Source organism: Streptomyces sp. NPDC050528, from assembly GCF_044457795.1.
GTDB lineage: Bacteria > Actinomycetota > Actinomycetes > Streptomycetales > Streptomycetaceae > Streptomyces.
This window is the reverse complement of the sequence record NZ_JBITHH010000002.1, coordinates 414,028-435,498: the sequence shown is the minus strand read 5'-3', so window position 1 is coordinate 435,498 and position 21,471 is coordinate 414,028. Positions and strand designations below refer to the sequence as shown.

18 protein-coding genes are annotated in these 21,471 nt (G+C 69.4%); 17 read left to right on the top strand and 1 reads right to left on the bottom strand.

The annotated features are described in order from the left end of the window. Window positions 1–182: 182 nt before the first annotated feature. The 13 genes from ACIBK4_RS09330 (at window position 183) to ACIBK4_RS09270 (ending at window position 14,223) form a co-directional block, all read left to right on the top strand. Entirely contained in the window at window positions 183–1,718 is a 1,536-nt protein-coding gene (locus tag ACIBK4_RS09330; RefSeq protein ID WP_398994387.1) for a UDP-N-acetylmuramoyl-L-alanyl-D-glutamate--2,6-diaminopimelate ligase, read from the top strand. Between the two features lie 4 nt (window positions 1,719–1,722). Next, complete coding sequence (gene murF / locus ACIBK4_RS09325) at window positions 1,723–3,138, top strand: UDP-N-acetylmuramoyl-tripeptide--D-alanyl-D-alanine ligase (protein ID WP_398993672.1); 1,416 nt, start codon at window positions 1,723–1,725, stop codon at window positions 3,136–3,138. Beyond that, entirely contained in the window at window positions 3,135–4,208 is a 1,074-nt protein-coding gene (gene mraY / locus ACIBK4_RS09320; RefSeq protein ID WP_262059888.1) for a phospho-N-acetylmuramoyl-pentapeptide-transferase, read from the top strand. The genes murF and mraY overlap by 4 nt, the downstream gene beginning before the upstream one ends. Next, a complete protein-coding gene (murD, locus tag ACIBK4_RS09315) occupies window positions 4,190–5,623 on the top strand; it encodes a UDP-N-acetylmuramoyl-L-alanine--D-glutamate ligase (protein WP_398993670.1) in 1,434 nt (477 codons plus the stop codon). The genes mraY and murD overlap by 19 nt, the downstream gene beginning before the upstream one ends. 21 nt (window positions 5,624–5,644) lie before the next feature. Then, complete coding sequence (gene ftsW, locus ACIBK4_RS09310) at window positions 5,645–7,012, top strand: putative lipid II flippase FtsW (protein WP_398993668.1); 1,368 nt, start codon at window positions 5,645–5,647, stop codon at window positions 7,010–7,012. A gap of 6 nt (window positions 7,013–7,018) precedes the next feature. Further along, the gene (gene murG, locus ACIBK4_RS09305) at window positions 7,019–8,110 is read left to right on the top strand and encodes an undecaprenyldiphospho-muramoylpentapeptide beta-N-acetylglucosaminyltransferase (RefSeq protein WP_398993666.1); all 1,092 of its coding nucleotides are present in this window, start codon (window positions 7,019–7,021) and stop codon (window positions 8,108–8,110) included. A gap of 25 nt (window positions 8,111–8,135) precedes the next feature. After that, entirely contained in the window at window positions 8,136–8,930 is a 795-nt protein-coding gene (locus tag ACIBK4_RS09300; protein ID WP_398993664.1) for a cell division protein FtsQ/DivIB, read from the top strand. Between the two features lie 276 nt (window positions 8,931–9,206). Further along, a complete protein-coding gene (ftsZ, locus tag ACIBK4_RS09295) occupies window positions 9,207–10,394 on the top strand; it encodes a cell division protein FtsZ (protein ID WP_318015777.1) in 1,188 nt (395 codons plus the stop codon). After that, the gene (gene pgeF, locus ACIBK4_RS09290; protein ID WP_398993662.1) at window positions 10,391–11,119 is read left to right on the top strand and encodes a peptidoglycan editing factor PgeF; all 729 of its coding nucleotides are present in this window, start codon (window positions 10,391–10,393) and stop codon (window positions 11,117–11,119) included. The genes ftsZ and pgeF overlap by 4 nt, the downstream gene beginning before the upstream one ends. A 6-nt stretch (window positions 11,120–11,125) precedes the next feature. After that, window positions 11,126–11,845, top strand: coding sequence for a YggS family pyridoxal phosphate-dependent enzyme (locus ACIBK4_RS09285; protein WP_398993660.1), 720 nt, complete (start codon window positions 11,126–11,128; stop codon window positions 11,843–11,845). 128 nt (window positions 11,846–11,973) lie between these two features. Further along, complete coding sequence (locus ACIBK4_RS09280) at window positions 11,974–12,615, top strand: cell division protein SepF (RefSeq protein ID WP_019062317.1); 642 nt, start codon at window positions 11,974–11,976, stop codon at window positions 12,613–12,615. 50 nt (window positions 12,616–12,665) lie between these two features. Then, window positions 12,666–12,956: a YggT family protein gene (locus tag ACIBK4_RS09275; RefSeq protein ID WP_019062316.1), complete on the top strand. Its 291-nt coding sequence runs from the start codon at window positions 12,666–12,668 to the stop codon at window positions 12,954–12,956. Window positions 12,957–13,008: 52 nt separating this feature from the next. Further along, window positions 13,009–14,223, top strand: a complete 1,215-nt coding sequence (locus tag ACIBK4_RS09270) for a DivIVA domain-containing protein (protein WP_398993657.1) — start codon at window positions 13,009–13,011, stop codon at window positions 14,221–14,223. Window positions 14,224–14,426: 203 nt separating this feature from the next. Here the strand turns inward: ACIBK4_RS09270 and ileS are convergent, their stop codons facing one another. Then, window positions 14,427–17,564 (bottom strand): isoleucine--tRNA ligase, encoded by a 3,138-nt coding sequence (gene ileS / locus ACIBK4_RS09265; protein WP_398993655.1) that lies wholly within the window; start codon window positions 17,562–17,564, stop codon window positions 14,427–14,429. A gap of 604 nt (window positions 17,565–18,168) precedes the next feature. On the opposite strand from ileS, the gene ACIBK4_RS09260 reads away from it, so the two are divergent. The 4 genes from ACIBK4_RS09260 (at window position 18,169) to ACIBK4_RS09245 (ending at window position 21,375) form a co-directional block, all read left to right on the top strand. Next, window positions 18,169–19,257 (top strand): TraR/DksA family transcriptional regulator, encoded by a 1,089-nt coding sequence (locus ACIBK4_RS09260; RefSeq protein ID WP_398993653.1) that lies wholly within the window; start codon window positions 18,169–18,171, stop codon window positions 19,255–19,257. A 61-nt stretch (window positions 19,258–19,318) separates the two neighbouring features. Continuing rightward, window positions 19,319–19,897 carry a signal peptidase II gene (gene lspA, locus ACIBK4_RS09255; RefSeq protein WP_398993651.1) on the top strand — a complete coding sequence of 193 codons (579 nt, stop codon included), beginning with the start codon at window positions 19,319–19,321 and terminating at the stop codon, window positions 19,895–19,897. A 66-nt stretch (window positions 19,898–19,963) separates the two neighbouring features. After that, window positions 19,964–20,908, top strand: a complete 945-nt coding sequence (locus ACIBK4_RS09250) for an RluA family pseudouridine synthase (RefSeq protein WP_033284519.1) — start codon at window positions 19,964–19,966, stop codon at window positions 20,906–20,908. After that, complete coding sequence (locus ACIBK4_RS09245; RefSeq protein WP_398993649.1) at window positions 20,905–21,375, top strand: GNAT family N-acetyltransferase; 471 nt, start codon at window positions 20,905–20,907, stop codon at window positions 21,373–21,375. Before ACIBK4_RS09250 ends, ACIBK4_RS09245 begins: the two co-directional genes overlap by 4 nt. Window positions 21,376–21,471: the final 96 nt, after the last annotated feature.

Genomic DNA, 21,471 nt, shown 5'->3' with positions numbered 1-21,471 from the left:
GCGCAACAGCCAGGAACCGATCCGTGACCATGATCACCTCCCAGTCCGGGAACCAGTCCGGGAACCAGGGCCAGCAGGACAGCAGGCCCAGCCCCTCACTTGGCCCCGGGGCCGGTGCGCCCGGTACGCTCACCGCCGTGCCACCCGCCGACCACTCCCAAACCCCCCAGAAGGGCGCATCCGTGACCTACCCGGGGCCGCCCAGGCCGGCGCAGATCTCCGCCACACCCCTCGCGGAACTCGCCGACCAACTGGGCGCCACCGCGCCGACCACGACAGCGCCTAGTGCGACAGCAGGGGTCACGGGCATCACCCATGACTCGCGAGCCGTCCGCCCCGGCGACCTGTACGCCGCACTGCCCGGCGCCCGTCTGCACGGCGCCGACTTCGTCACCCAGGCGGCCGGCCTCGGCGCCGTCGCCGTCCTGACGGACCCGGCCGGCGCCGACCGCGCGGCCGCAACGGGCCTGCCCGTCCTGGTCGTGGAGGACCCGCGCGGACAGATGGGCGAGCTGGCGGCCACGATCTACGGCCACCCCGGCCGCGATCTCCTCCAGATCGGCATCACCGGCACCTCCGGCAAGACCACCACCGCGTACCTCGTGGAAGGCGGCCTGAAGACGGTCCGCTCCACCGGGCTGATCGGCACGGTCGAGATGCGCATCGGCGACGAGCGCATCAAGTCGGAGCGCACGACCCCCGAAGCCACCGATCTCCAGGCCCTGTTCGCGGTCATGCTGGAGCGCGGGGTCGACGCGGTCGCCATGGAGGTCTCCAGCCACGCGCTGGTCCTCGGCCGGGTCGACGCCTGCATCTTCGACATCGCGGTCTTCACCAACCTCAGCCCGGAACACATGGAGTTCCACTCGGGCATGGAGGACTACTTCCAGGCCAAGGCGCAGCTGTTCACCCCGCTGCGCAGCCGCCAGGGCGTGGTCAACCTCGACGACGCCTACGGCCGCAGGCTCGCCGTGGAGGCCACGGTCCCCGTGGTCACCTACTCCGCCGAGGGCCACCCGGACGCCGACTGGCGCGCCGAGGACGTCGAAGTCGGCCCGATGGACTCGACGTTCACCGCCGTGGGCCCCAAGGGCGAGCTGATCACGGCTCGTTCGCCGCTCGCCGGTTCCTTCAACGTGGCCAACACCCTCGCCGCGATCGCCGCTCTGGCCACCGCGGGCCTCGCCCCGCAGCTCGCCGCCGACGGCATCGCCGCGGTGCCGGGCGTGCCGGGGAGGCTGGAGCGCGTGGACGCCGGACAGCCGTATCTCGCGGTCGTCGACTACGCCCACAAGACGGACGCCGTCGAATCGGTTCTCCGCGCGCTGCGCAAGGTCACCGAGGGCAAGCTACACGTCGTGCTCGGCTGCGGCGGAGACCGCGACAAGACCAAGCGCGAGCCGATGGGCGCCGCGGTTGCCCGGCTCGCCGACACCGCCGTACTGACATCGGACAACCCCCGCTCCGAGGACCCCCTCGCCATCCTCGCGACCATGCTCCAGGGCGCGGCCTCCGTGCCCGCGCACGAGCGCGGCGAGGTCCAGGTCTTCGAGGACCGGGCCGCCGCCATCGCCGCCGCCGTCGCCCGCGCACAGCCGGGGGACACCGTGCTGGTCGCGGGCAAGGGCCACGAGCAGGGCCAGGACATCGCCGGAGTGGTCCGTCCCTTCGACGACCGCCAGGTGCTTCGCGAAGCTATCCAGAAGACCCAGGGATGAACTTGTGATCGCCCTCTCCCTCGCCGAGATCGCAGAAGTCGTCGGCGGGCAGACGCACGACATACCGGATCCGTCCGTCCAGGTCACCGGCCCGGTGGTCCGCGACTCCAGGGAAGTGGAACCAGGCAGCCTCTTCGTCGCCTTCGTCGGCGAGCACGTCGACGGCCACGACTTCGCGAACGCGGTCGTCGAGGCCGGCGCGGTGGCCCTCCTGGCGTCCCGGCCGGTGGGCGTGCCCGCGATCGTCGTGGACGACGTCCAGAGCGCCCTGGGCGCCCTCGCCCGTCATGTCGTACGACGACTCGGCACGACCCTCGTGGCCCTCACCGGCTCGGCGGGCAAGACCAGCACCAAGGACCTCATCGCGCAGGTGCTCTCGCGCAAGGCGCCCACGGTGTTCACGCCGGGATCGTTCAACAACGAGATCGGGCTGCCGCTGACCGCGCTGAGCGCCACCGCCGAGACGAGGTTCCTCGTCCTGGAGATGGGCGCCCGCGGCATCGGTCACATCCGCTACCTCACGGATCTGACGCCCCCGCGGATCGGCCTCGTCCTCAACGTCGGCACCGCCCACATCGGCGAGTTCGGCGGCCGGGAGCAGATCGCACAGGCAAAGGGTGAACTCGTAGAAGCGCTGCCTTCAGTTGAAGACGGCGGCGTCGCGGTTCTCAACGCGGACGATCCGCTCGTACGGGCCATGGCGTCCCGTACGAAGGCGAAGGTGATCCTTTTCGGAGAGTCCGGCGAAGCGGACGTACGGGCCGAGAACGTGAGACTCACGGACAGCGGACAGCCCGCCTTCAGCCTTCGCACACCCTCCGGGTGCAGCGAAGTGACCATGCGCCTGTACGGTGAGCACCACGTGTCGAACGCGCTCGCCGCGGCCGCCGTCGCCCATGAGCTGGGCATGTCCGCAGACGAGATCGCCACCGCGCTCTCCGAGGCGGGCTCCCTCTCCCGCTGGCGGATGGAGGTCACCGAGCGACCGGACGGCGTGACCATCGTCAACGACGCCTACAACGCGAACCCCGAGTCCATGCGAGCCGCCTTGCGCGCGCTCGCGGCCATGGGCAAGGGACGCAGGACGTGGGCGGTGCTCGGCAAGATGGCCGAGCTCGGGGACGAGGCGCTCGCCGAGCACGACGCGGTCGGACGGCTCGCCGTCCGGCTCAATGTCGGCAAGCTCGTCGCGGTCGGGGGCAGGGAAGCGTCCTGGCTGCAACTGGGCGCATATAACGAGGGTTCGTGGGGTGAGGAGTCGGTGCACGTGTCCGACGCACAGGCGGCGGTCGACCTGTTGCGCAGCGAGTTGCGCCCGGGAGACGTCGTTCTCGTGAAGGCGTCCCGGTCGGTCGGTCTGGAGAGCGTGGCGCAGGCGCTCGTCGAGGCCGGTACCGAGGGTGAGGTTGCCGCCCGATGATGAAGCAGATCCTGTTCTCAGGAGTCATCGGCCTGTTCCTGACCCTGGTGGGCACCCCGCTGCTGATCAAGCTGCTGGCCCGCAAGGGCTACGGCCAGTACATCCGTGACGACGGCCCGCGCGAGCACGCCAGCAAGCGCGGTACGCCGACGATGGGCGGTATCGCGTTCATCTTCGCGACGGTCGCCGCGTACTTCCTGTCCAAGGTCATCACCGGTTACACGCCGACCTATTCGGGTCTGCTGGTGCTCGGTCTGATGGTGGGCATGGGCCTGGTCGGCTTCCTGGACGACTACATCAAGATCGTCAAGCGCCGTTCGCTGGGCCTGCGGGCCAAGGCGAAGATGGCCGGCCAGCTGATCGTCGGCATCAGCTTCGCGGTGCTTGCCCTCCAGTTCCAGGACGCCCGCGGCAACACCCCGGCCTCGACGAAGCTGTCGTTCATCACGGACTTCGGCTGGAAGATCGGCCCGATCCTGTTCGTGATCTGGGCGCTGTTCATGATCCTCGCGATGTCGAACGGCGTGAACCTGACGGACGGTCTGGACGGCCTCGCCACCGGCGCCTCCGTGCTGGTCTTCGGCGCCTACACCTTCATCGGTGTCTGGCAGTTCCAGGAGTCCTGCGCCAACGCGACGACCCTGACCAACCCGAACGCCTGCTACGAAGTGCGCGATCCACTGGACCTCGCGGTCATCGCCTCGGCGCTGATGGGGGCCTGCCTGGGCTTCCTGTGGTGGAACACCTCGCCGGCCAAGATCTTCATGGGGGACACGGGCTCACTCGCCCTCGGCGGTGTCCTCACCGGTCTGGCGATCCTCTCCCGCACCGAGCTGCTGGTCGCCATCATGGGTGGTCTGTTCGTCCTCATCACCATGTCGGTGGTCATCCAGGTCGGCTCCTTCAAGCTCACCGGCAAGCGGGTCTTCCGAATGGCCCCGCTCCAGCACCACTTCGAACTCAAGGGCTGGTCCGAAGTGCTCGTGGTGGTCCGTTTCTGGATCATCCAGGGCATCTGCGTGATCGTCGGCCTGGGCCTCTTCTACGCGGGATGGGCAGCGGAAAAGTGACCGATGGGCAGGGGCTCTCCTTCGAGGGCAAGCACGTCACCGTCGCCGGGCTCGGAGTCTCCGGCATCCCGGCGGCCAAGGTCCTGCACGGCCTCGGCGCGCTCGTCACGGTCGTCAACGACGGCGACGACGAGCGCTCCCGCGCCCAGGCGGCCGACCTGGAGGCGCTCGGCATCACCGTGCGCCTCGGCGACGGAGCGACCCTGCCCGACGGCACCGAACTGATCGTCACCACCCCCGGCTGGCAGCCCGACAAGCCGCTGTTCACGGCGGCGCGTGAGGCGGGCGTTCCGGTGTGGGGGGACGTGGAGTTGGCCTGGCGCCTGCGCGGCCCCGATGCGGCCCCCTGGCTGGCCGTCACGGGCACCAACGGCAAGACCACCACCGTCCAGATGCTCGCCTCGATCCTGAAAGCGGCGGACCTGCGCACGGCGGCGGTCGGCAACATCGGCGTCTCGGTCCTGGACGCCGTCCTCGGGGACGAGCAGTACGACGTCCTCGCCGTGGAACTGTCGAGCTATCAGCTCCACTGGGCGCCCTCGCTGCGCGCCCACTCCGCCGCCGTACTGAATCTGGCGCCCGATCACCTCGACTGGCACGGCTCGATGGAGGCGTACGCCGCCGACAAGGGCCGTATCTACGAAGGCAATCGGGTCGCCTGCGTCTACAACGTCGCCGACAAGGCCACCGAGGACCTCGTCCGCGAGGCCGATGTCGAGGAGGGGTGCCGGGCGATCGGCTTCACCCTCGGCAGTCCCGCGCCGTCCCAACTCGGCGTCGTGGACGGCATTCTGGTGGACCGTGCCTTCGTCGAGGACCGGCAGAAGAACGCGCAGGAGCTGGCGGAAGTCTCCGACGTCAATCCGCCCGCCCCGCACAACATCGCCAACGCCCTTGCCGCAGCTGCCCTCGCGCGCGCCTTCGGGGTGCCCGCCAAGGCCGTACGGGACGGGCTGCGGGCCTTCACGCCCGACGCGCACCGCATCGCGCACGTCGCCGATGTGGACGGTGTCGCGTACATCGACGACTCCAAGGCCACCAACACCCATGCGGCGGAAGCCTCGTTGGCGGCCTACGAGTCGATCGTGTGGATCGCCGGCGGACTCGCCAAGGGCGCCACCTTCGACGAACTCGTCGCCAAGTCGGCCAAGCATCTTCGGGGCGTGGTGCTGATCGGCGCCGATCGCGCGCTGATCCGCGAAGCCCTCGCGCGACACGCGCCGGAAGTACCCGTCGTCGACCTCGACCGGACCGACACTGGGGCGATGCTCGCGGCTGTCCAGGAGGCACAGCGACTCGCCGCCGCCGGCGACACGGTGCTGCTCGCCCCGGCCTGCGCCTCCATGGACATGTTCGCCAACTACAACAAGCGCGGTGACGCGTTCGCCCAGGCGGTTCGCGAACTCGGCGCCTGACCGACGCAAGCGGAGGCGCTGATGCCCAGTAGCCGTACCGGCCGGCCGCCCGTGCAGCAGCGGACCCCCAGACGTCCCGCCGCCGCCAGGACCGTCCGCGACAACCCCGTACGACGGCTCTACGCCAACGCGCGCCGGGCCTGGGACCGTCCGCTGACGGCCTATTACCTGATCGCCGGCGGCAGCGTGCTGATCACCGTGCTGGGTCTGGTGATGGTCTACTCGGCCTCCCAGATCACCGCGCTCCAACTCTCGCTGCCCGGCTCGTATTTCTTCCGCAAACAGTTCCTCGCGGCCTGTATCGGCGGGGTCTTGGCGCTGGCCGCCTCGCGGATGCCGGTCAAGTTGCACCGGGCGCTGGCCTATCCGATCCTCGCGGGCGCCGTCTTCATGATGGCGCTGGTGCAGTTGCCGGGGATAGGGATGTCGGTCAACGGCAACCGCAACTGGATCTCGCTCGGCGGCTCCTTCCAGATCCAGCCCAGCGAGTTCGGCAAGCTGGCCCTGGTCCTGTGGGGCGCCGACCTGCTGGCCCGCAAGCAGGACAAGGGCATGCTGGCGCAGTGGAAGCACATGCTGGTGCCGCTGGTGCCGGTCGCGTTCATGCTGCTCGGGCTGATCATGCTCGGCGGCGACATGGGTACGGCGATCATCCTCACCGCGATCCTGTTCGGCCTGCTGTGGCTGGCGGGTGCGCCGACCCGGCTCTTCGTCGGCGTTCTCTCGATCGCGGCCGCGATCGGTGTGATCCTCATCAAGACCAGCCCCAACCGCATGGCCCGGCTCGCCTGCATCGGCGCGACCGAGCCCAAGACCGGGGTCGCCGACTGCTGGCAGGCCGTGCACGGGATCTACGCGCTCGCATCGGGCGGGATCTTCGGCTCCGGGCTCGGCGCGAGTGTGGAGAAATGGGGTCAACTCCCCGAAGCCCACACCGACTTCATCTTCGCCGTCACCGGTGAGGAACTGGGTCTGGCGGGCACACTGTCCGTGCTCGCCCTCTTCGCGGCTCTAGGCTATGCGGGTATCCGCGTGGCCGGACGCACGGAGGACCCCTTCGTGAGGTATGCCGCGGGAGGCGTGACCACCTGGATCATCGCTCAGGCGGTGATCAACATCGGTGCGGTGCTCGGCCTGCTGCCGATCGCCGGCGTCCCGCTCCCGCTGTTCTCCTACGGGGGTTCCGCCCTGCTGCCGACCATGTTCGCCATCGGGTTGCTGATCGCCTTCGCGCGCGACGACCCCGCTGCGCGGGCGGCGCTTGCGATGCGGCAACCCCGCTTTGGTAGAAAACGGGGGGGCAGGGGACCCGGTTCCGGTCAGAGGCCCCGGAGATGGAACACGATGCGACGGCGTGCCTCGGTGGCGCGTACGTCCGGAGAGCGGTGAATTTCGGTGCATGTCGTACTCGCCGGTGGGGGGACCGCCGGCCACATCGAGCCGGCGCTCGCCCTCGCGGACGCCCTGCGCAGGCAGGACCCCACTGTTGGGATCACGGCCCTGGGTACGGAGCGCGGCCTTGAGACCCGTCTCGTACCCGAGCGGGGCTACGAACTCGCGCTGATCCCCGCCGTACCCCTGCCGCGCAAGCCCACCCCCGAACTGATCACCGTGCCGGGCCGGTTGCGCGGCACGATCAAGGCGGCCGAGCAGATCCTGGAGCGCACCAAGGCGGACTGTGTCGTCGGCTTCGGCGGCTATGTGGCGCTGCCCGGCTATCTCGCGGCCAAGCGCCTCGGGGTGCCGATCGTGATCCACGAGGCCAACGCCCGGCCCGGGTTGGCCAACAAGATCGGCTCGCGGTACGCGGCCCGGGTCGCCGTCTCGACCCCGGACAGCAAGCTGCGCGACGCCCGCTACATCGGCATCCCGCTGCGCCGCTCGATCGCCACCCTGGACCGCGCGGCCGTACGGCCCCAGGCCCGGGCCGCGTTCGGGCTCGACCCGAACCTGCCGACCCTGCTGGTCTCCGGCGGCTCGCAGGGCGCCCGGCACCTCAACGAGGTGGTCGAGCGGGTCGCGCCGTACCTCCAACAGGCCGGAATCCAGATCCTGCACGCGGTCGGCCCGAAGAACGAACTGCCGCAGGTGCACCAGATGCCGGGGATGCCCCCCTACATCCCGGTACCGTACGTGGACCGGATGGACCTCGCGTACGCCGCGGCCGACATGATGCTCTGCCGCGCGGGCGCGATGACCGTCGCCGAACTCTCCGCCGTCGGACTCCCGGCCGCCTACGTCCCGTTGCCCATCGGCAACGGCGAACAGCGGCTGAACGCCCAGCCGGTGGTCAAGGCCGGCGGCGGACTCCTGGTCGACGACGCGGAACTGACGCCCGAGTGGGTCCAGGGCAATGTCCTGCCCGTGCTCGCCGATCCGCACCGGCTGTACGAAATGTCGCGCGCGGCAAGCGAGTTCGGCCGCCGGGACGCCGACGACCTGCTCGTCGGCATGGTGTACGAGGCGATCGCCTCGCGGCACCGTTAGCCCTATGTGAGAGAGGCAGGGGATCGTGGCCGGACCGACGACCGCCGAGCGCGGTGAACGCCAACAGGAGTCGTCCGGCCCGCCCCTTGTCCGGCGTCTGGGCCCCAGACGCCTTCGTCTGATTGTCGTACTCGCCCTGGCCGTACTGGTGTTGGGCGCGGCGGCGGTCTGGCTCCTCTACGGCTCGCAGTGGCTGCGGGTCGAGAAGGTGTCCGTCTCCGGAACGAAGGTCCTGACGCCGGAACAGGTGCGCGAAGCCGCCGACGTTCCGGTCGGCGGACCGCTCGTTTCCGTCGACACCGATGCGATCGAGGCCCGACTCCGCAGGAAATTGCCCCGAATTGACACCGTTGACGTAGTCCGTTCCTGGCCTCATGGAATCGGGCTGAAAGTGACCGAACGCAGCCCGGTCCTGGTGGTGAAAAAGGGCGGAAACTTCGTCGAAGTGGACGACGAGGGCGTGCGATTCGCCACTGTTTCCACGCCGCCGAAGTCCATCCCCACCCTGGAATTGACGCTCTCCCAATCGAGTTCGTCCGCGGCCGGCCTGCGCCGCTTCGGCGAGAGTCGACTCGTCCGCGAGGCCGTCCGCGTCGCGGGTGACATTCCGGCCGGGGTCGCACGCGTCACCCAGGTCGTCAAGGTCCGTTCCTACGACGACATCTCGCTGGAGTTGAGCGGCGGCCGGACCGTCTCATGGGGAAGTGGCGACAAGGGCGCGGCGAAGGCGCGTACGCTCACCGCTCTCATGAAAGCAGCTTCCGGCGCCCGGCACTTCGACGTAAGCGTTCCCACCGCCCCTGCGTCAGCCGGGAGTTGACGCACATTCGCGCAGGCCAGCACCCTGGTTGGGCAGCGCTACGGCTGATCACATAGGGTGAAAAGAAAAACGGGAGGTTCGGCGTGTTCGTTGAACGTGCGCCACTTGTCGACTTAGTGTCCTGTTCAGAAGACTTCAAGGAACGGACACACTGGTAACCCTAAACTTCAACGTTAGGGTTCGGGTCGGCGCTACGGACCGTCCCATTCGGCATCTGCCGTCCCGCGCGGAACCGCACGGTGACGGCGACGTAATTCGAGGCGAGAGGCCTTCGACGTGGCAGCACCGCAGAACTACCTCGCAGTCATCAAGGTCATCGGTGTCGGCGGCGGTGGTGTCAATGCCATCAACCGGATGATCGAGGTCGGTCTCAAGGGCGTCGAGTTCATCGCCATCAACACCGACGCGCAGGCGCTGTTGATGAGCGACGCCGACGTCAAACTCGACGTCGGCCGCGAACTCACCCGCGGACTCGGCGCCGGCGCCAACCCGGCCGTCGGCCGCAAGGCCGCCGAGGATCACCGCGAGGAGATCGAGGAGGTCCTCAAGGGGGCCGACATGGTCTTCGTGACGGCAGGCGAAGGCGGCGGCACCGGCACCGGCGGCGCCCCCGTCGTGGCCAACATCGCGCGCTCCCTGGGCGCCCTCACCATCGGCGTGGTCACCCGCCCGTTCACCTTCGAGGGACGGCGCCGGGCGAACCAGGCGGAGGACGGCATCGCCGAACTCCGCGAAGAGGTCGACACCCTCATCGTCATCCCGAACGACCGGCTGCTGTCCATCTCGGACCGCCAGGTCTCGGTCCTCGACGCCTTCAAGTCGGCGGACCAGGTCCTGCTCTCCGGTGTCCAGGGCATCACCGACCTCATCACCACCCCCGGCCTGATCAACCTCGACTTCGCCGACGTCAAGTCCGTGATGTCCGAGGCCGGTTCGGCCCTCATGGGCATCGGCTCGGCCCGCGGCGACGACCGCGCGGTGGCGGCCGCGGAGATGGCGATCTCCTCGCCGCTCCTCGAAGCCTCCATCGACGGCGCCCGCGGCGTCCTGCTCTCCATCTCCGGCGGCTCCGACCTCGGCCTGTTCGAGATCAACGAAGCGGCCCAACTGGTCAGCGAGGCCGCCCACCCCGAGGCCAACATCATCTTCGGCGCGGTCATCGACGACGCCCTCGGTGACGAGGTCCGGGTCACGGTCATCGCGGCCGGCTTCGACGGCGGCCAGCCGCCGACCCGCCGTGAGACGGGCACGAGTTCGTCCTCGGCCCGCCGCGACGAGCCGACCCCGGTACGGCAGGAGAGCCGTCCGTCCTTCGGCTCGCTCGGCAGTGTGAAGCCCAAGGAGGACCCGGAGCCCGCCCCGGAGCCGGTCGCCGACCTCCCGGTCGCCCCGCCGGTCCCGCCGTCGCGGACGTACTCGGACAGCGCCGCCGAGGAGCTGGACGTACCGGACTTCCTGAAGTGATAGGACAGTTCGACACCGTGAGCGGCGCGCACTTCGCCTTCACCGACAGGTGGGGCGGGGTGAGCGCCGTTCCGTACGAGGAGCTCAATCTCGGCGGCGCGGTCGGGGACGACCCCGACGCGGTCCGTACCAATCGCGAACTGGCCGCCAAGTCCCTGGGGTTGGACCCGGACCTGGTGGTCTGGATGAACCAGGTGCACGGCGCCGATGTGGCGGTCGTCGAGGGGCCCTGGGGCGCCTCGGACATCCCCTCCGTCGACGCGCTCGTCACCGCACGGCGTGGCCTCGCCCTCGCCGTGCTGACCGCCGACTGCACGCCGGTCCTGCTCGCCGACCCGGTCGCCGGGATCGCGGGCGCGGCCCACGCCGGACGCCCGGGCATGGTCGCCGGGGTCGTCCCCGCCGCCGTACGGGCCATGGTCGAACTCGGCGCCGATCCCGCCCGGATCGTCGCCCGCACCGGACCCGCCGTCTGCGGCCGGTGCTACGAAGTGCCCGCCGACATGCGCGCCGACGTCGCCGCCGTGGAACCGGCGGCGTACGCCGAGACGAGTTGGGGCACTCCCGCGGTCGACGTGACCGCCGGCGCGCACGCGCAGCTCGACCGGCTCGGGGTGCGCGACCGGGAGCAGTCGCCGGTGTGCACCCGTGAATCGGGCGATCACTTCTCGTACCGCCGCGACCGGACGACCGGGCGGCTGGCGAGCTATGTCTGGCTGGACTGACGGGACATGACGGACCGTAGGGACGAACTCGCCGCAAATCTGGCGAAAGTTGAAGAGCGCATCGCCGCCGCCTGCGAGGCGGCCGGGCGCAAGCGTGAAGAAGTGACCCTGATCGTGGTCACCAAGACCTATCCGGCGAACGACGTGCGGACGTTGGCGGAACTCGGTGTGCGGCACGTCGCCGAGAACCGGGACCAGGACGCCGCCCCGAAGGCCGCCGAATGTGCGGATCTGGCGCTGAGTTGGCACTTCGTCGGTCAGTTGCAGACCAACAAGGTGCGATCCGTGGTCGGTTACGCCGATGTCGTGCAGTCGGTCGACCGGTCCCGGCTCGTCACCGCGCTGTCGAAGGAGGCCGAGCGGTCCGGGCGCCAACTGGGCTGTCTCATCCAGGTCGCACTCGACGCGGGAGTGAGCGGGCGGGGCGAGCGCGGAGGCGTCGGACCGGGCGGGATCGGGGAGTTGGCCGATCTCGTCGCCCGGTCCCCGGGGCTGCGGCTCGACGGTCTGATGACCGTCGCTCCGCTCACCGGGGAGTACGCGGGTCGCCAACTGGAGGCGTTCGGGCGGTTGATGGATTTGTCGACTGACCTGCGCCGAGCCCATCCTGCTGCGAACATGGTGTCGGCAGGGATGAGTGCGGACCTCGAACAGGCCGTGGCAGCCGGAGCGACACATGTACGCGTCGGCACTGCGGTACTCGGCGTGCGCCCCAGGCTCGGGTAACGTCGCCAGGAAGTCGGACCACAGCAGAAAATATGGTCAATGCCGCCGAAGGCGGGCATAACGACCTCGTGGATCGCGGGCACTTGGCAGTCGTCAGCCGATCCACCACAGAGCGGAGGACTCAGAGCATGGCCGGCGCGATGCGCAAGATGGCGGTCTACCTCGGCCTCGTGGAGGACGATGGGTACGACGGCCGGGGTTTCGACCCCGATGACGACTTCGAACCCGAACTGGACCCGGAGCCCGAGCGGGACCGTCGACGGCACGAGCCGTCGCACCAGTCACACAGCCCGCATCAGTCTCAAAGGGACGAACCGGTACGAGTGGTGCAGCCTCCGGCTCCTCGCGAACCGGTGTCCCATTCCGCTTCACTGGGTGCGGAATCAGGGCGTCCGGCGCGTATCGCGCCCGTGGCATCCATCACACAAGAACGCCAGTCCCTGGAGAAGAACGCACCGGTGATCATGCCCAAGGTCGTGTCGGAACGAGAGCCTTACCGGATCACCACACTTCACCCCCGGACCTACAACGAGGCCCGTACCATCGGGGAACACTTCCGTGAAGGCACCCCGGTGATCATGAATCTGACTGAGATGGATGACACAGACGCGAAGCGACTTGTCGACTTTGCGGCCGGTTTGGTGTTTGGTCTTCACGGCAGCATCGAGCGGGTGACGCAGAAGGTGTTCCTGTTGTCGCCTGCTAACGTCGATGTCACGGCGGAGGACAAGGCCCGCATCGCAGAGGGCGGGTTCTTCAATCAGAGCTGAGACAGACAGCCGCTAGAAAGCACGGAACAGGGGAGAGGGAAAGACAGACCATGAGCGTGTTCGCGCAGGTGATCTACATCGCGCTGATGGTGTTCCTCATCGTGCTCATCTTCCGGTTGGTCATGGACTACGTCTTCCAGTTCGCCCGCTCATGGCAACCCGGCAAGGCGATGGTGGTCGTTCTGGAGGCCGCCTACACTGTCACCGATCCACCGTTGAAGCTTCTACGGCGGTTCATCCCGCCGTTGCGTCTCGGGGGCGTGGCGCTCGACCTGTCCTTCTTCGTCCTGATGATCATCGTCTACATCTTGATCTCTATCGTGGGCAATCTCGCGAGGTGACAGTGGACGATACGGTCTTGCCGACTGCCGATGACTACGTTGAGGTGAAGAGATGCCGTTGACCCCCGAGGACGTGCGGAACAAGCAGTTCACGACCGTCCGCCTCCGAGAAGGCTATGACGAGGACGAGGTCGATGCCTTCCTCGACGAGGTCGAAGCCGAACTGACGCGCCTGCTCCGCGAGAACGAGGACCTGCGCGCCAAGCTGGCCGCGGCCACGCGCGCCGCCGCGCAGAACCAACAGAACATGCGCAAGCCCCCCGAACAGGACCAGCAGCAGGGCGGCATGCAGCAACAAGGCGGCATGCAGCAGCAGGGGATGCCCCAGCAGGGCATGCCCCCGCAAGGCATGCGCGGTCCGGGTGGCCCGGTGCCCGCCGGCATATCGGGCCCGCCGCAGCAGCAGATGGGCGGCCCCATGGGCGGCCCGCCCCAGCTGCCGAGCGGTGCCCCGCAGTTGCCCGCCGGTCCCGGTGGCCAGGGCGGTCCGCAGGGCCAGGGTCCGATGGGGCAGGGCCCCATGGGTCAGGGTCCGATGGGCCAGGGCGGCCCGATGCAGGGTCAGATGCAGCAGATGGGCCAGGGCCCGATGCAGGGTCAGCCCCAGATGCAGCAGCAGATGGGCGGCCCCATGGGCGGTCCGATGGGCGGCATGCCGCAGCAGGGCCCCGGTGGCGACAGCGCCGCTCGTGTCCTCTCGCTGGCTCAGCAGACCGCCGACCAGGCGATCGCCGAGGCCCGTTCCGAGGCCAACAAGATTGTCGGCGAGGCCCGTTCGCGCGCCGAGGGTCTTGAGCGTGACGCCCGTGCCAAGGCCGACGCCCTGGAGCGGGACGCGCAGGAGAAGCACCGCGTCGCGATGGGCTCCCTGGAGTCCGCCCGTGCCACGCTGGAGCGCAAGGTCGAGGACCTGCGCGGCTTCGAGCGCGAGTACCGCACGCGTCTGAAGTCCTACCTGGAGTCCCAGCTGCGTCAGTTGGAGACCCAGGCCGACGACTCGCTGGCCCCGCCGCGCACTCCGGCGACCGCGTCGCTTCCGCCGTCCCCGGCGCCTTCCATGGCCCCGGCCGGCGCCAGCGCCCCGTCGTACGGCGGCAATCAGGGCATGGGCGGCCCGCCGCCCGCCGGTCCGTCCTACGGCGGCCAGCAGCAGATGTCCCCGGCCATGACCCAGCCGATGGCGCCGGTACGGCCGCAGGGCCCGTCGCCGATGGGTCAGGCTCCCTCGCCGATGCGCGGGTTCCTGATCGACGAGGACGACAACTGATCGGCCTTTAGTACGCCTTCGGCGTCGGCAGCGTTCAGGGCGGGGCCCCGGATTTCGATCCGGGGCCCCGCCCTTTTACGCGGGTTGAGCGCTGGATCATGTGAGTTGACCGTTGGGTCACGTGAGTCGGGTGCCGTTGGACACGGGAAAGGGCCCGGCCTCCACGAAGGAGGCCGGGCCCTTTCCCGTGCCGGTGGTGGTGCTTACACCTTGTGCAGGCGGAACACCAGGGACAGGCCCTCGTCCGTGAACGGGGTGCCGTAGGTGTCGTCCGCCTCGCCCTGGGCGAAGTCCGTGGCGAGGACCTCGTCGGCGATCAGTTCCGCGTGCTCGGACAGGGCCGCGATGACCGCCGGGTCGGTGGACGTCCAGCGCAGGGCGATGCGGTCGGCGACGTCCAGGCCGCTGTTCTTGCGGGACTCCTGGATCAGCCGGATCGCGTCACGGGCCAGGCCCGCCTGCCGCAGCTCCTCGGTGATCTCCAGGTCGAGGGCGACCGTCGCCCCCGAGTCGGAGGCCACGGACCAGCCCTCGCGCGGGGTCTCTGTGATGATCACCTCATCGGGAGCCAGCGTGATGGTCTCGCCGTCCACCTCCACGGACGCCGTGCCCTCGCGCAGCGCCAGGGACAGCGCGGCCGCGTCCGCGTTCGCCACGGCCTTCGCGACGTCCTGGACGCGCTTGCCGAACCGCTTGCCCAGGGCGCGGAAGTTGGCCTTCGCCGTGGTGTCGACCAGCGAGCCGCCGACCTCGCTCAGCGAGGCGAGCCCCTCGACGTTCAGCTCCTCCGTGATCTGCGCGTGCAGCTCCGGGTCCAGGGCGCCGAAGCCCGTCGCCGCGATCAGCGCGCGGGACAGCGGCTGGCGCGTCTTGACGCCCGACTCCGCGCGCGTGGCCCGGCCCAGCTCCACCAGGCGCCGTACGAGGACCATCTGCTTCGACAACTCGGGGTCGATGACGGAGAGGTCCGCCTCCGGCCACGACGACAGGTGGACGGACTCGGGGGCGTCCGGGGTCACCGGGACGATGAGGTCCTGCCAGACCCGCTCGGTGATGAACGGGGTCAGCGGGGCCATCAGCTTGGTGACCGTCTCGACGACCTCGTGCAGGGTGCGCAGCGCGGCCTTGTCGCCCTGCCAGAAGCGGCGACGGGAGCGGCGGACGTACCAGTTGGACAGGTCGTCGACGAACGCCGACAGGAGCTTGCCGGCGCGCTGGGTGTCGTAGGACTCCAGAGCCTGTGTCACCTGGTCGGTGAGCGCGTGGAGTTCGGACAGCAGCCAGCGGTCCAGGACCGGGCGGTCGGCCGGGGCCGGGTCCGCCGCGCTGGGCGCCCAGTCGGACGTGCGGGCGTACAGGGCCTGGAAGGCGACCGTGTTCCAGTACGTCAGGAGGGTCTTGCGGACGACCTCCTGGATCGTGCCGTGGCCCACGCGCCGTGCCGCCCACGGGGAGCCGCCCGCCGCCATGAACCACCGCACCGCGTCCGCCCCGTGCTGGTCCATCAGCGGGATCGGCTGCAGGATGTTGCCCAGGTGCTTGGACATCTTGCGGCCGTCCTCGGCGAGGATGTGGCCGAGGCACACGACGTTCTCGTACGACGACTTGTCGAAGACCAGGGTGCCGACGGCCATCAGCGTGTAGAACCAGCCGCGGGTCTGGTCGATCGCCTCGGAGATGAACTGCGCCGGGTAGCGGCTCTCGAACAACTCCTTGTTCTTGTACGGGTATCCCCACTGCGCGAACGGCATCGAGCCCGAGTCGTACCAGGCGTCGATGACCTCGGGCACGCGCGTGGCGGTCTCGCCGCACTCGGGGCAGGCGAAGGTGACCGCGTCGATGAACGGGCGGTGCGGGTCCAGGCCCGACTGGTCGGTGCCCGTCAGCTCGGTCAGCTCCGCGCGGGAGCCGACGACCGTGAGGTGGTTGTCCTCGCAGCGCCAGATCGGCAGCGGGGTGCCCCAGTAGCGGCTGCGGGACAGCGCCCAGTCGATGTTGTTGTTCAGCCAGTCGCCGTACCGGCCGTGCTTGACGGTGTCCGGGAACCAGTTGGTGTTCTCGTTCTCCTGGAGGAGACGGTCCTTGACGGCCGTGGTGCGGATGTACCAGGAGGGCTGCGCGTAGTACAGGAGCGCGGTGTGGCAGCGCCAGCAGTGCGGGTAACTGTGCTCGTACGGCACGTGCTTGAAGAGCAGGCCGCGGTCCTTGAGGTCCTCGGTGAGCTTTTCGTCGGCCTTCTTGAAGAAGACACCGCCCACCAGCGGGACGCTCTCCTCGAAGGTGCCGTTCGGGCGGACCGGGTTGACCACCGGCAGGCCGTAAGCGCGGCAGACCTTGAGGTCGTCCTCGCCGAAGGCGGGGGACTGGTGGACCAGACCCGTACCGTCCTCGGTCGTCACGTACTCCGCGTTCACAACGTAGTGGGCGGGCTCCGGGAACTCCACGAGCTCGAACGGACGTTGATAGGTCCAGCGCTCCATCTCGGCGCCGGTGAAGGTCTCGCCGGTGGTCTCCCAGCCCTCGCCGAGGGCCTTGGCGAGCAGCGGCTCGGCGACTACGAGCTGCTCCTCGCCGTTCGTCGCCACGACGTAGGTGACCTCGGGGTGGGCGGCGACGGCCGTGTTGGACACCAGTGTCCAGGGGGTCGTCGTCCAGACCAGGAGTGCGGCACGGCCGGCCAGCGGACCGGAGGTGAGCGGGAAACGGACGTACACGGAGGGGTCGACGACCGTCTCGTAGCCCTGCGCCAGCTCGTGGTCCGAGAGGCCCGTCTGGTCGCGCGGGCACCAGGGGGCGACGCGGTAGTCCTGGACCAGCAGGCCCTTGTTGAAGATCTCCTTGAGGGACCACCAGACCGACTCGATGTACTCGGGGTCCATCGTGCGGTAGGCGTCGTCGAGGTCGACCCAGTAGCCCATGCGGGTCGTCAGCTCGGTGAAGGCGTCGGTGTGCCGGGTCACGGAGTCGCGGCACTTGGCGTTGAACTCGGCGATGCCGTACGCCTCGATGTCCTGCTTGTCGGTGAAGCCCAGCTCCTTCTCGACCGCCAGCTCCACCGGGAGGCCGTGGCAGTCCCAGCCGGCCTTGCGGCCCACGTGGTAGCCGCGCATGGTCCGGAAGCGGGGGAAGACGTCCTTGAAGACGCGCGCCTCGATGTGGTGGGCGCCCGGCATGCCGTTGGCCGTGGGCGGGCCCTCGTAGAACACCCACTCGGGGCGCCCCTCGGACTGGTCCAGGGTCTTGGCGAAGATTTTCTGCTCGCGCCAGAAGTCGAGCACGGCGTGCTCCAGCGCGGGCAGGTCGACCTGGGCGGGCACCTGGCGATACGTCGGCGTTGTCATCAGCGAGCTTCCTCCGGCGGACTTTCTGCCTTCCGTCCGGAGGGACGAGAGCTACGACTTTCCGTACGCCGTGTGCGGCGCGCTCCCGCGGTACCACCCTCCTTGGCTCCCCGGTGCACCTTGCACACCAGTGAGCCCCCTCATTGGGGTCGCGATACCGGGTCTACTCACCGCGGCTTGTGGGCTGCGGCTTTCTTCCGGCGGCTCCGGGGTGATCTTCGCGTCGCGCTCGCCCCCGGGCTTCCACCGTCCCCGGGTCGCTCTGGGCTGCGTACGCCGCTACTCGTCCCCATCCACGCTTCTCGCTCCGCCCAGTGTACGGGGCCGCACGGACAGCGGCCGACCGGTTTTCCGGGGGTCCCGGCGGGAGGCTTGCCAAGCCTTTGTGTGACCCGAATGGCGCTGAACACGCGTTCGATGTTCGGGGTGTCGGACTCGGCGGATTACCCGGCGGGGAGCTGGGCACAACGCATGAAGGCTTGCCGCGCGAGGCCAGGGGGGTGGACGAATCGGGCGGCGTGCCCCGTTGCCGCGGGACTCAAGTCGATTTATCGTCCCAGCACGATTCGCGTGCGTGATCACAAAATGTGAAGGGGCCGCGGCCATGGTGGCGAAGAAGACCGCAGCGAAGAAGACCGCGACGAAGAAGGCGGTCGCTACGAAGGCGGCTTCTTCGAAGAAGGCGACCGCGGAAGGGGCCGAGAGACCGGGGGCCGCGCAGGGGGCGGCGACCGAGGGGCTGGAGACGAAGGCAGCGGTGGCGAAGGAAGCGGTGGCCAGGAAGAGCACCGCGAAATCCACGGCGACGAAGAAGGCGACGGAAACGAAGACGACCGTTACGAAGGCGGCAGCCAAAAAGACGGCGACTACGAAGACGGCGGTCACGAAGGCGACGGCCGCTCCGAAGGCGACGGAAACGAAGAAGACCGCCGTGAAGAAAGCGGCCGTAAAGAAGGCGGCCGTGAAGAAGACCGTCGCCCCTGAGGGCGTATCGACGCAGAGCAGCCCTACCAAGAGCACCGCCAGTGCGAAGAGCGGTTCTACGAAGAGCACTGTCGGCGCGAAGAGTGGTTCCACGAAGAGCACCGCGGGCACGAATCGCACGACCGGCACGAAGAGCACCACGGCGATGAGTCGCACGACCGGCACGAAGAAGAGCGCGGCCAAGAAGGCAAAGGCGGGCGCGGCGCAGGCCGCGGAGCAGACGGGAGCCACGACGGTGGTTGCGAAGAAGACTCCTGGCACGGCCACGGCGGCGAAGACGGCCGTTCCGAAGGCACGGGTCGCGGCGGTGCCCGGCGAGCTCGCGGTGCGCCCCGGCGAGGACCCCTGGACGCCCGAGGAGGTCGAGGAGGCCCGTACCGAGCTGCAGTCCGACGCGGCGCGGCTGAGCGAGGAGATCACGTCCACCGAGCAGGCCCTCGCGGGTCTGATGCGGGACTCCGGGGACGGCGCGGGCGACGACGACGCCGACACCGGCACCAAGAACATCACGCGCGAGAGCGAGATGGCGCTGGCCGCCAACGCGCGCGAGATGCTGATCCAGACCGAGCGCGCCCTGGGGAAGCTGGACGCCGGCACCTACGGCCTGTGCGAGAACTGCGGCAACCCGATCGGCAAGGCCCGCATGCAGGCCTTCCCCCGGGCCACCCTCTGCGTCGAGTGCAAGCAGAAGCAGGAACGCCGGTACTGAAGCCCCCGACAGGTGTGCCGTACCCTCATCCTGAGTTAGGTACCTAGGTCGAGGGACTCACGTGGCAGAGGCGGAGCGCATCATCGGTACGCCGGATACCCCAGAGGCGGCGGGGGCCGAGCCGGAGCAGGGTGGCACCGCGTCGCCCCCCAGGGGGAAGCGCCGGATCGCCGTCCTGTTCGTGGTGGCCGCCTTCGCGTACACCCTCGACCTGGTCAGCAAGCTGCTCGTGGTCGCCAAGCTGGAGCACCACGCGCCGATCGAGGTCTTCGGGGACTGGCTGGAGTTCCACGCCATCCGCAACCCGGGCGCGGCCTTCGGGTTCGGCGCGGCCTTCACGGTCATCTTCACGATGATCGCGGCCGCCGTGATCGTGGTGATCGCCCGGCTGGCCCGCAAGCTCTACAGCCTGCCGTGGGCGATCGCGCTCGGCCTGCTGCTGGGCGGCGCGCTCGGCAACCTCACCGACCGGATCTTCCGCTCGCCCGGCATCTTCCAGGGCGAGGTCGTCGACTTCATCGCGCCCAAGGGCTTCGCCGTCTTCAACCTCGCCGACTCGGCGATCGTGTGCGGCGGCATCCTGATCGTGCTGCTCTCCTTCCGCGGCCTGGACCCGGACGGCACCGTCCACAAGGACTGAGCGCACGGGCCCGCCCGTACAGGCTCCGGTAAGGCGGTGTCGGACCCGTCCGGCATACTCGACCGGGTGAGCACAGTTCCCGAGATCCGAAACCTGCCCGTGCCCGACGGCCTGGAGGGCGAGCGTGTCGACGCCGCCATCTCCCGCATGTTCGGCTTCTCCCGTACGAAGGCCGCCGAGCTGGCCGCGGCGGGGAAGGTCACGGTCGACGGCTCGGTGGTCGGGAAGTCCGAGCGGGTGCACGGCGGGGCCTGGCTGGAGGTCGAGATGCCGCAGGCGCCCGCGCCCGTGCAGATCGTCGCCGAGCCCGTCGAGGGCATGGAGATCGTCTACGACGACGATGACGTGATCGTGATCGTCAAGCCGGTCGGCGTCGCCGCCCACCCCAGCCCCGGCTGGACCGGGACGACGGTCATCGGCGGGCTGGCCGCCGCCGGGTACCGCATCTCGACGTCCGGTGCCGCCGAGCGCCAGGGCATCGTGCACCGCCTCGACGTCGGCACGTCCGGCCTGATGGTCGTCGCCAAGTCGGAGCGGGCGTACACCTCCTTGAAGCGCCAGTTCAAGGAGCGCACGGTCGACAAGCGGTACCACACGCTGGTCCAGGGCCACCCGGACCCGACCAGCGGCACCATCGACGCCCCCATCGGCCGGCACCCGAACCACGACTACAAGTGGGCGGTCACCGCCGAGGGCAAGCCGTCGGTCACGCACTACGACCTCATCGAGGCGTTCCGCGCGGCCTCGCTGCTCGACGTGAAGCTGGAGACCGGCCGCACCCACCAGATCCGCGTGCACATGGCGGCCCACCGCCACCCGTGCGTGGGCGACCTGACCTACGGCGCCGACCCGACGCTCGCCAAGCGGCTGCGCCTGACCCGCCAGTGGCTGCACGCCGTGCGGCTCGGGTTCGAGCACCCGGCGGACGGCCAGTGGGTCGAGTTCGAGAGCGGCTACCCGGACGACCTCCAGCAGGCCCTGGACCTGGTGCGCGAGGAGACGTACGCATGAGTCCGACGCCCTACGCGGTGCGCGTCGCCGAAAATCCGGCCGACCGTGAGGCCTGCTTCGCGGTGCGCAAGGAGGTCTTCGTGGTCGAGCAGGGCGTGGCCCAGGAGATCGAGTACGACGACTACGACGCCGTGGCGACGCATGTGCTGGCCGTTCGTGAGGACGGGGTGGCGCTCGGGACCGGGCGGCTGTTGCACGGCGAGGCGGCCGCGGCGAAGACCGGCGGGGACCTCGGCGTGGGGTCCCTGGGGCGGCTGGCCGTGACCAAGGAGGCGCGGGGGCTCGGGGTCGGGGTCGCGCTGGTGCGGGCCATCGAGGAGGCGGCACGCGCGCGTGGGCTGGCCGCCGTGGATCTGCATGCGCAGACGCATGCGCTGGGGTTTTACGAACGGCTCGGGTACGAGGCGTACGGGCCGGAGTTTCCGGACGCGGGGATTCCGCACCGGGCGATGCGGCGCGCTCTCTGACCAGCTCAGCGACCGGCTCCACAACCTGAGGGCGTCGAAAGAGCTGGTCCGGTGGGCGGCGTGGCAGGCTTGGGCGTCCGTTGTGTGAACGTCGAG

What these genes read in the sequence shown, in the direction of transcription:
- ACIBK4_RS09270 (WP_398993657.1), top strand. Translation starts at nt 13,009, where the DNA reads ATGCCGTTGACCCCCGAGGACGTGCGGAACAAGCAGTTCACGACCGTC.
- murD (WP_398993670.1), top strand. Translation starts at nt 4,190, where the DNA reads ATGGGCAGCGGAAAAGTGACCGATGGGCAGGGGCTCTCCTTCGAGGGC.
- mraY (WP_262059888.1), top strand. Translation starts at nt 3,135, where the DNA reads ATGATGAAGCAGATCCTGTTCTCAGGAGTCATCGGCCTGTTCCTGACC.
- ACIBK4_RS09285 (WP_398993660.1), top strand. Translation starts at nt 11,126, where the DNA reads ATGACGGACCGTAGGGACGAACTCGCCGCAAATCTGGCGAAAGTTGAA.
- ileS (WP_398993655.1), bottom strand. Translation starts at nt 17,564, where the DNA reads ATGACAACGCCGACGTATCGCCAGGTGCCCGCCCAGGTCGACCTGCCC.
- ftsW (WP_398993668.1), top strand. Translation starts at nt 5,645, where the DNA reads ATGCCCAGTAGCCGTACCGGCCGGCCGCCCGTGCAGCAGCGGACCCCC.
- ACIBK4_RS09260 (WP_398993653.1), top strand. Translation starts at nt 18,169, where the DNA reads ATGGTGGCGAAGAAGACCGCAGCGAAGAAGACCGCGACGAAGAAGGCG.
- ACIBK4_RS09245 (WP_398993649.1), top strand. Translation starts at nt 20,905, where the DNA reads ATGAGTCCGACGCCCTACGCGGTGCGCGTCGCCGAAAATCCGGCCGAC.
- ACIBK4_RS09280 (WP_019062317.1), top strand. Translation starts at nt 11,974, where the DNA reads ATGGCCGGCGCGATGCGCAAGATGGCGGTCTACCTCGGCCTCGTGGAG.
- ACIBK4_RS09275 (WP_019062316.1), top strand. Translation starts at nt 12,666, where the DNA reads ATGAGCGTGTTCGCGCAGGTGATCTACATCGCGCTGATGGTGTTCCTC.